1 protein-coding gene is annotated in these 519 nt (G+C 57.1%); it reads left to right on the forward strand.

The features are described 5' to 3' along the window. Positions 1-519: SulP family inorganic anion transporter (locus FDX22_RS27735; protein ID WP_255433103.1), on the forward strand; the 519-nt coding region annotated here is incomplete at both ends.

Genomic DNA, 519 nt, shown 5'->3' on the forward strand with positions numbered 1-519 from the left:
GGCAGGTCTGCTGGTCGCCACGCTAATGTCCGGGATATTCCTGATCCTTTTCGGCCTCGCCCGCTTTGGTCGTTTGATCGAATACATTCCGGTGTCCGTTACGTTAGGTTTTACCTCGGGTATTGGTATCACCATCGGTACCATGCAGATTAAAGATTTTCTCGGTCTGCAGATGGCACACGTCCCGGAACACTACCTGCAAAAAGTGGGTGCGTTGTTTATGGCCCTGCCGACCATTAACCTTGGTGATGCCGCCATTGGCGTGGTCACGCTGGGGATCCTGATTTTCTGGCCGCGTCTGGGGATCCGCCTGCCTGGTCATCTTCCGGCGCNCGGTCACCTCCCGGCTCTGCTGGCTGGCTGCGCGGTGATGGGTATCGTGAACCTGACGGGTGGCCATGTAGCGACCATCGGGTCTCAGTTCCATTACATTCTGGCCGATGGCTCGCAGGGTAACGGTATCCCACAGCTGCTGCCGCAGTTGGTACTGCCATGGGATATGCCAGGGTCCAACTTTAC

Source organism: Citrobacter sp. TBCS-14 (assembly GCF_005280805.1).
In the GTDB taxonomy this organism is placed as follows: domain Bacteria; phylum Pseudomonadota; class Gammaproteobacteria; order Enterobacterales; family Enterobacteriaceae; genus Citrobacter; species Citrobacter gillenii.